Here is a 507-nt window from a genome sequence, read left to right as displayed (position 1 = left end):
CGATCACCACGCACTCCTTGCTGAGCCCCGCGTAGCGGCGGAGCTCGGGCGCGATGGTGATGCGCCCCTGGCCGTCCGGACGCTGCTCGTCCGTGCCGGCGAACAGGTAGCGCTGGTAGGCCCGAACCGCCTCGTTCGTGAACGGGGCCTCGGCGACCTTGCGCGCCATCTGCTCGAACTCGGCGCGGGGGAAGACGAAGAGGCAGTGGTCCTGCCCCTTGGTAAGCATCAGCCCACCCGCCAAGGCGTCACGGAACTTCGCGGGCAGCGCGAGCCGCCCTTTGTCGTCCAGCTTCGGGGTGTGGGTGCCGAGGAACACGGCCTCCACCTCCCTACCGTCCACGGTGGCGAACCACCCCGGACGGCCACGGGGCTTCCCTTCCGCCCCACTGGCCACCACCGTACCCCACTTTTCACCACAGTCAACGCGACAAACGGGCAGACCACTCCGTCGAGTGTTCCGTTTGCGCAGGTCAGCAGGGTGGGGCCAGGTGGGGGGCATGGTGG

1 protein-coding gene is annotated in these 507 nt (G+C 69.0%); it reads right to left on the bottom strand.

Annotation, left to right across the window (positions count from 1 at the left end):
- On the bottom strand, positions 1 to 319 hold a 319-nt coding region (locus tag CCN39_RS48955; protein WP_086854050.1), incomplete at its 3' end, for a division/cell wall cluster transcriptional repressor MraZ.
- Positions 320 to 507 lie beyond the last annotated feature (188 nt).

This window comes from Amycolatopsis kentuckyensis (assembly GCF_002155975.1).
GTDB lineage: Bacteria > Actinomycetota > Actinomycetes > Mycobacteriales > Pseudonocardiaceae > Amycolatopsis > Amycolatopsis kentuckyensis.
This window is presented reverse-complemented; position numbering and strand designations above follow the sequence as displayed.